Genomic DNA, 8,029 nt, shown 5'->3' with positions numbered 1-8,029 from the left:
TGTATAAGAGACAGCTTCTGGGGAGCGCACCGCGCAAATATGGCGGGGATAACGCAGTGCTCGGAATGGGCGAGGTTCTTTTTCCGCGCTGAGATCCGTCGACACAGGAACCATACGATGGCAGGACGCAAGTGCTTGCCGCTGGGTGGCAGTGGTGGGGCCGACCGTCATCCGACCCGCAACGTGGAGAACACATGAAAATCATCTCTCAGACGAAAGCCCATGGCGGCGTGCAGGGCGTCTATTCCCATTTCTCGACGAGTTGCCGTTGCGACATGATTTTTGCCGTTTTCATACCTCCGCAGGCGCGGGAGACGCCTTGTCCCGTTGTGTGGTATCTCTCAGGCCTGACGTGTACGCACGCCAATGTCATGGACAAGGGCGAGTACAGGCGCATGGCCGCCGAGCTCGGCCTGATCGTCGTTTGTCCCGACACCAGCCCGCGCGGGGCCGACATTCCGGATGAAAAAGACAACTGGCAGTTCGGCTCCGGCGCCGGCTTCTATCTCGATGCGACGCAAGAGCCTTATGCGAAGAACTATCGTATGTATTCCTATGTCGCCGAGGAGTTGCCGGCCCTCATCGCGGCTGAATTTCCAGCCGATATGGCACGCCAGGCAATCTTTGGCCATTCGATGGGCGGGCATGGCGCGCTGACGATTGCCTTGAAGAATCCGCAGCGGTTCAAGAGCTGCTCGGCGTTCGCCCCGATCGCCCAGCCAAGCACCGCCGGCTGGTCGAGACCGGCTTTTGAGAAGTATCTCGGCAAGGATGAGGCCTCGTGGCGAAGCTGCGACGCGACGTCGCTCATCGACGACGGATACCGCTTCCCCGAATTTTTGGTGGATCAGGGAACGTCGGATGGATTTCTTGACGACGGGCTGAGGCCTTGGCTGCTTGAGGCGGCCTGCACCAAAGCAGGTATTCCTTTAAAATTGCGGATGCAGGATGGATACGACCACTCGTATCTTTTCATCTCCAGCTTCATGGACGACCATCTGAGATGGCATGCTGAGAGGCTTTGAACCGGGCAGGCCGAAGGCATGGCCAGATGCAAACAAGGTATTGAATTCGACGCCTTACGCCGGGGGCAGAGTCCCCGCCGGCGTCAAACGCTACACATTCAGCCCGGACGCTGCCTATGCGAAAGAGCTGAAAGCGGTAGCCAGCCCCGATGAGATCCCGGAGCCGCCCTGCGGCGCCTGGGGCGAAATGCCTGACGGCATCCAGTATTTCGAGGTGCCCGAGGGTGGGGGGCGGAAAGTGCTGTTCGTGCGGATAGGCCAGGACGAGCCTTCGTTTGACGGGCAGACGCTGGAGGTGTTGCAGGCGGGGTAAATTGGTCCGGGCAGCGATCCTGGCCGCAAACAACTATTCTGGCCGTATTCCCGGCTCCGGTGTCCCACAGGGAGATGATCCCATATCAACCTCGACATGTTCCACGGTGAGGTGACTACTTTCTGTTTGATTTTGCCAGTTCATCCAGAGATTTTGCTATCTTTTCGAGTTGCTCAGGAATTCTCTTCGCTCCGGACGTATAGAAATAAGCTCGAAGATCCACAAAGAAGTTCTCGGTATAGATACGCGACCCGTAGCCATAGGATGCCTGAATTGTGAATTTGTCAGGTGTTACTATTTTGCCGCCGATCTCCTTGCCGACCTGAGGGCCTGTACAAAGATCGATCCAGAATCCATCGCCAGGCGCGAGTGCAGCCAATGTGTTTTTGAAAATATACATATCAGAAATATTTTTTGATTCTCCAACGGTTTCCCCAAAGCGATAGAAGTCTCTGTCGACCGTCAGTTTAAGGTTCTCGGCGGATGAGGAGCCTCGGTTCCAGATTCGAGCAACAAAAATAGTATGGTGTTGAATTTCGATATTCAAAGCAATTACAGGCCGCGTTTGAACCTCGATCTGCTTCTGTATTTCTATGACCATCATTTTATTTGAGTGGGCTATCTTATAAGTTAGCCAGGCGTATACGCCCGTAATAACTACCAAAATTGTTGTTAGGAGGTCTATAGGCGTCAAACCAATAGCGCTTGTCATAAATTTTTCCAAAAGAAACCGCGCTCAATAACGTGGGTGTGAAGTTCATCTACCTGTAGTGCCGGTCTGGTTCGTGGCTTTATGCCTTTACGCACTCTGCCAAGCTAACACCTTCGGCACATTCAACCCATCGGCCCGCAAACCCTTGATGTGAAAGCGAATTGCATCGCGAATCTCGGCTTCCACCTCGCGTACAGTTGCACCGGTCGCGATGCAGCCGGGTAAATTCGGCACATAAGCGGAAAAGTTATTTCCCGCCTTTTCAATCACCACCGCGTAACACACGCACTTCACTCCCTAGGTGGATAGTCAGTGTAGCGGCTCACGCCCTGTTGCATCCTCATCGTCGGAATGGGTATTCCCACGCATTCGATAGAGCGGAGGGCTGTCCGATCTTGTAGCTTATTCGCTGCACCAAGCCGTTACCAACTATCGAGCGTTCGAAGTCCGGAACTGGCCCTTTATCGAAAAAGTTGGATACTAAGGTCTCGATGTCTCCCCGTTGGCTAAATATATAGCGATCAGCAAAAAGAGCCACGACCTCATTGATGCGATCTATCGCCCGGCGGTTGCGTACTTCTCTATGCATTGCATCCGTCTGCCTTCGGGTGTCCAGATACATCGCAATGCGCGGAGTTATAGGGAAGACAAGTTCAAAATCATCAAAATTTCCGACACTGTATGGAACTATTTTACCTATTGGTGTTCCCGATTTGAAGTAGCACACGGGGTTATCGCTAGAAATAAAATCGACGCCTGTCTCGTTGTGTATAAAAACAGGCGCGTTGTACCGATTCATTACAGGAAGCATGCCTCGAATGATATTTGGCATCGAAAGAAGGGCGGTATGCGGGTCAATGTTTATTTGAATTATGCCGGCGTTTATCAAATCCTGCATTCTAATCTGGCTCGATACATCTCCTGTCGTCTTGCGATAAATTTCCAACAGAGCCTCGGGTACGGGAGGTGAAACTGCGTCCGATATCCTAGCAACAGAGTCTCGCAAAAGGCTCATAACAGATCTAAGCGCGTTGGGTACACGGCATCGCATGGACAAAAGGAATTCGGTGAAATGTTTAATTTCATCAAGTGAGAGCGGTTTCTTTTCCGCGATAATGTTCACAGCTCGGTCCCAGCCGCTTTCTATCGTGTCGGAAAAAAGTCTCTCGATCGCGTTGTCAAAACGCGCTTCAGCATGAACTGGTTGTGAGTATAGGTATTTCTCTTTGAATACCGATTTTGGAGAGGTGCAGAAAAGCCTACAATCTTCCCACGTATCGTAGACTTTGATGCAGCCGTCTCCATCCAAGAAATGCTTCGAATAAGTTTCCGGAATATAGTGCTGTTGCTTGGGCTCTGGCGGCATTTTTATAGACCTCCGCTCTCAGCATATCTCTTCTGCTGAGAGCGGAGTCGCATTGTTGGCAGCAGACAGACAGCGCGCGTGAATTAGCTCAGCTGCACCCGCTCGTCGAGCCACACGTATCGCACTTCTCGCAGGTCCCGTTCCGCACCATGGTAAAATTCTGGCACTCGGAGCAGGAATTGCCGGTGTAGCCCTGGAGCAGCGATTTGGCGCGGCGGTCGTTGGCGAGTTTCTTGGCTTCCGCCGCCTCCATGGCCGCGGCGTCGGTGAACAGCGCAGCCGTGGCGTCGGAAGCAACACCCGCCGCTTCCTCGAAGGCGATGTCCTCGGCCAATTCCTTTGCCCGCTCCTCATAGTCGCGCTTGTAGGCGACCGCTTCGTCGCTGGCGGGTTTCAGCGCCAGCACGTTGGAGCCGGAGAAGGCGGTCGGTGCCGAGCGGGCAGGGGCGCCCGAGGGGGCCGCAAAGCCTTTCGGATCGTTGCCGCTGACGCGCGACACCAGCTTCACCGGCGAGGCGCCACGGGTCAGGCCCTTGGAGACCGCATCGGTCTTGCCTTCGCTGATGCCACGGCCAAGTGCGGTGTTGGAAAAGTCCGACTGGTCGACATGGGCGAGATCGTTGCGGCCGAGGTAGGAGATCGCCAGCTCGCGGAACACGTAGTCGAGGATCGACGTCGCGCTCTTGATGGCGTCATTGCCCTGCACCATGCCGGCCGGCTCGAACTTGGTGAAGGTGAAGGCGTGCACATATTCGTCGAGCGGCACGCCATATTGCAGGCCCAACGAAATGGCGATGGCGAAGTTGTTGAGAAGGCCACGCAAAGTCGCGCCTTCCTTGTTCATGTCGATGAAGATCTCGCCGAGACGGCCATCGTCATATTCGCCGGTGCGCAGGAAGATGGTGTTGCCACCGATCTTGGCTTTCTGCGTGTAACCCTTGCGGCGGCCGGGCAGCTTTTCCTGCTCGCGCGACACGCGCTCGATGATGCGCTCGACGATCCGCTCGGTGATCTGTGCGGCACGTGCTGCCGCAGGTGCGGCGAGCAGCTGCTCGACGGCTTCATCCTCGTCGTCCTCGCCATCGGCGAGCAGCGAGGAATTGAGCGGCTGCGACAGTTTCGAGCCGTCGCGGTAGAGCGCGTTGGCCTTCAGCGCCAGCTTCCACGACAGCATGTAGGCGCCCTTGGCGTCTTCCACCGTCGCATCGTTGGGCATGTTGATGGTCTTGGAGATCGCGCCGGAAATGAAGGGCTGTGCCGCCGCCATCATCTGGATGTGGCTGTTGATAGACAGCGAGCGCTTGCCGATCTTGCCGCACGGGCTGGCGCAATCGAACACGGCGAGGTGTTCGGCCTTGAGGAACGGCGCGTCTTCCAGCGTCATCGCACCGCAGACATGGATGTTGGCGGCCTCGATGTCCTTGCGGGAGAAGCCGAGCGCCGGCAGCATCTCGAACGAGAAGTCGTTGAGCTGCTCGTCGGTGAAGCCGAACGTCTCCTTCACCCAGTCGGCGCCGAGCGTCCACTGGTTGAAGACAAACTTGATGTCGAAGGCCGACTTCAAGGCTGCGTTGAGCGCCGCGATCTTCTCGTCGGTGAAGCCCTTGGCCTTGAGCGCGCCGGGGTTGATGGCCGGCGCCTGGTTGAGGTTGCCGTGGCCGACCGCATAGGCCTCCATCTCGGCGATCTGGGCTTCGGAATAGCCGAGCGTGCGCAGCGCTTCCGGCACGGCGCGATTGATGATCTTGAAATAGCCGCCGCCGGCCAGCTTCTTGAACTTCACCAGCGCGAAGTCGGGCTCGATGCCGGTGGTGTCGCAATCCATGACCAGGCCGATCGTGCCGGTCGGCGCGATGACGGTCGCCTGCGCGTTGCGGTAGCCATGCTCCTCGCCGAGCTCGATGGCGCGGTCCCAGGCGGCCTTGGCGTGGGTCGCAAGGTCCTGCTGCTTCAGGTCGGAAGCGACGAGCGGCACCGGGTTGACGGCGAGCTTCTCGTAGCCCTGCTTCTCGCCATAGGCGGCACGGCGATGGTTGCGCATGACGCGCAGCATGTTCTGGGCATTGCGGTCGTAGTCGGCGAAGGCGCCGAGTTCGCCGGCCATCTCGGCCGAGGTGGCATAGGCCATGCCGGTCATGATCGCGGTGAGTGCGGCGCAGATCGCGCGGCCTTCGTCGGAGTCGTAGGGAATGCCCGACGTCATCAGCAGGCCGCCGATATTGGCATAGCCGAGGCCGAGCGTGCGGTATTCGTAGGACTGCTTGGCGATCTCCTTCGACGGGAACTGCGCCATCATGACGGAGATTTCGAGCACGATGGTCCACAGCCGCACCGTGTGCTCGTAGGCTGCGATGTCGATCGTGCCGTCGGCGTTGCGGTAGGGCAGCAGATTGATCGAGGCGAGATTGCAGGCCGTGTCGTCGAGGAACATGTATTCGGAGCACGGGTTGGACGCCCGGATCGCACCGGCGGAAGCGCAGGTGTGCCAGTCGTTCATCGTCGTGTTGAAATGCAGGCCCGGATCGGCCGACGCCCAGGCGGCGTAACCGATCTTTTCCCAGAGATCCCTGGCCTTCAGCGTCTTCAGTACCTTGCCGTCCTTGCGGGCGGTCAGGTGCCAGTCGGCATCGTCCTCGACGGCGCGCAGGAAATTATCCTTCAGCGACACCGAATTGTTGGAATTCTGGCCCGAAACCGTGAGGTAGGCGTCCGAATCCCAGTCTGTGTCGTAGGTCTTGAACGACATCGAGCTATAGCCCTGCTTGGCGAACTGGATGACGCGGTAGATGTAGTTCTCCGGCACGGCCGACTTCTTGGCCGCCTTAATCTCGCGCTTCAGCGCGGAGTTGATCGACGGATCGAAGCAGTCGTCGCCATTGCCTTCGCAGTTGACGCAGGCCTTCATGATCGCTTCGAGATGCTTCTTGACGATCTTCGAGCCGGTCACCAGCGAGGCGACCTTCTGCTCTTCATTGACCTTCCAGTCGATGAATTCCTCGATATCGGGATGGTCGGCGTCGACGATGACCATTTTGGCGGCGCGGCGCGTCGTGCCGCCCGACTTGATGGCGCCCGCCGCGCGGTCGCCGATCTTGAGGAAGCTCATCAGGCCCGACGAGCGGCCGCCACCGGACAGTTTTTCGCCTTCGCCGCGCAGCAGCGAGAAGTTGGAGCCGGTGCCGGAGCCGTATTTGAACAGGCGCGCTTCACGCACCCACAAATCCATGATGCCACCCTCGTTGACGAGGTCGTCCTGTACGCCCTGGATGAAGCAGGCATGCGGCTGCGGATGCTCGTAGGAGGATTTCGACTTGGTCAGCTTGCCGGTGAACGGGTCGACATAGAAGTGGCCCTGGCTCGGGCCGTCGATGCCATAGGCCCAGTGCAGGCCGGTGTTGAACCATTGCGGCGAGTTCGGCGCGACGCGCTGGGTGGCCAGCATGTGGGCAAGCTCGTCACGGAAGGCGCGTGCGTCTTCTTCCGACGCCTTGAAGTAGCCGCCCTTCCAGCCCCAATAGGTCCAGGTGCCGGCAAGGCGGTCGAAGACCTGGCGGGCGTCGATCTCGGAACCGTAGCGCTCGGCTTCCGGCAGCTTGGCGAGTTCCGCCTCATCGGCGACGGAGCGCCACAGGAAGGAGGGGACGTCGTTCTCTTCGATCTTCTTCAGGCGTGCCGGAACACCGGCCTTGCGGAAATATTTCTGTGCCAGGATATCGGCTGCGACCTGGGAGAACTGCGCCGGCACGTCGATATTGTCCAAGCGGAACACCACCGAGCCATCCGGATTCTTGATCTCCGAAAGCGCCTTGCGGAATTCGATCTCCGCATAGGCGGACTGTCCTGGCTTGGTGAAACGACGCTCGATGCGCATTGGTCCGGTCCCTTTTGTCTATATGTAGCGCTTTTCCCCAGGGATTTCTGCCCCCGATGCGAAACGCGCATGTCCGCCGTCTGCCGGCGTTCGAAAACGGCCGGCTCTCCATTTCGCAGCCTCCGCCGGCCCTGCTGGTCAAACTCCTTGCGAAGTGCCTGTCCAACGCGCCGACGAACCCACGGGTCCCTCAAAACTGATTTTTTTCCGATTCCCTCGGTCGAGGGAAATTCACACTATCTAGCGTCGAACCTACCTGCAAACACTAAATATAGTATTAACAGACAATTTATTCAAGCCCGACAATTGTCCCTATCGACCCCAACCGCCCCACAATTCCAACGCTTCCGCCGGCCTCGTAACCAGGCGGAAATGCGAGCAAAACGCACATAATCCGGGAAAAAGACCGGGCTCAGAACTTTCCGGTCGCACTCTCAACAGGAGCGCATGGCCTATAAAAGGCGACTCGTTTTGCGCCGTCAAGGATTCGTTTGCGTAGCTTTTGTGACCTCAACATCTTGTGTGTCACATATGTGGATAACGGGGATAGAATGCGGTGCGGCGATCGCAATTTTGTCGCCACCAGGCAATCCGGACGCGGCAACGATCCAAAGCGTCGTGCCTGAATGGATCAGCCGTAGTGCAGCCTGGGTTTTGGCTCGGTGCCGGTGAACTGCACCCCGATACGGTCATTGCGACGCCAGCGGACCTCACACCGATAGGCAATGCCGTCGAGCGGCAC

The 8,029-nt window shown here is 57.8% G+C and carries 6 protein-coding genes and 1 pseudogene; 2 read left to right on the top strand and 5 right to left on the bottom strand.

The window, feature by feature from the left end:
* Positions 1–194: 194 nt before the first annotated feature.
* Together fghA and EN949_RS29720 are read left to right on the top strand one after the other, a co-directional pair.
* The gene (gene fghA, locus EN949_RS29725) at positions 195–1,025 is read left to right on the top strand and encodes an S-formylglutathione hydrolase (protein WP_063167861.1); all 831 of its coding nucleotides are present in this window, start codon (positions 195–197) and stop codon (positions 1,023–1,025) included.
* A complete protein-coding gene (locus EN949_RS29720; protein WP_127224108.1) occupies positions 1,009–1,338 on the top strand; it encodes a hypothetical protein in 330 nt (109 codons plus the stop codon). The genes fghA and EN949_RS29720 overlap by 17 nt, the downstream gene beginning before the upstream one ends.
* Positions 1,339–1,453: 115 nt before the next feature.
* On the opposite strand, the gene EN949_RS29715 is transcribed toward EN949_RS29720, so the two are convergent.
* The 5 genes and pseudogenes from EN949_RS29715 to EN949_RS36785 all read right to left on the bottom strand — a co-directional run.
* Complete coding sequence (locus EN949_RS29715; RefSeq protein ID WP_063167862.1) at positions 1,454–2,050, bottom strand: hypothetical protein; 597 nt, start codon at positions 2,048–2,050, stop codon at positions 1,454–1,456.
* Positions 2,051–2,137: 87 nt separating this feature from the next.
* Entirely contained in the window at positions 2,138–2,335 is a 198-nt protein-coding gene (locus EN949_RS29710) for a type II toxin-antitoxin system HicB family antitoxin (protein ID WP_164746046.1), read from the bottom strand.
* 55 nt (positions 2,336–2,390) lie between these two features.
* Positions 2,391–3,416, bottom strand: a complete 1,026-nt coding sequence (locus EN949_RS29705) for a DUF4238 domain-containing protein (protein ID WP_063167863.1) — start codon at positions 3,414–3,416, stop codon at positions 2,391–2,393.
* Between the two features lie 88 nt (positions 3,417–3,504).
* Positions 3,505–7,287, bottom strand: coding sequence for a vitamin B12-dependent ribonucleotide reductase (locus EN949_RS29700; protein ID WP_063167864.1), 3,783 nt, complete (start codon positions 7,285–7,287; stop codon positions 3,505–3,507).
* Between the two features lie 631 nt (positions 7,288–7,918).
* Positions 7,919–8,029 (bottom strand): annotated as a pseudogene (locus tag EN949_RS36785) (PilZ domain-containing protein); the annotation flags it as partial.

The organism is Mesorhizobium sp. M7A.F.Ca.US.007.01.2.1, assembly GCF_003998165.1.
GTDB classification, from domain to species: Bacteria; Pseudomonadota; Alphaproteobacteria; order Rhizobiales; family Rhizobiaceae; genus Mesorhizobium; species Mesorhizobium ciceri.
This window is presented reverse-complemented; position numbering and strand designations above follow the sequence as displayed.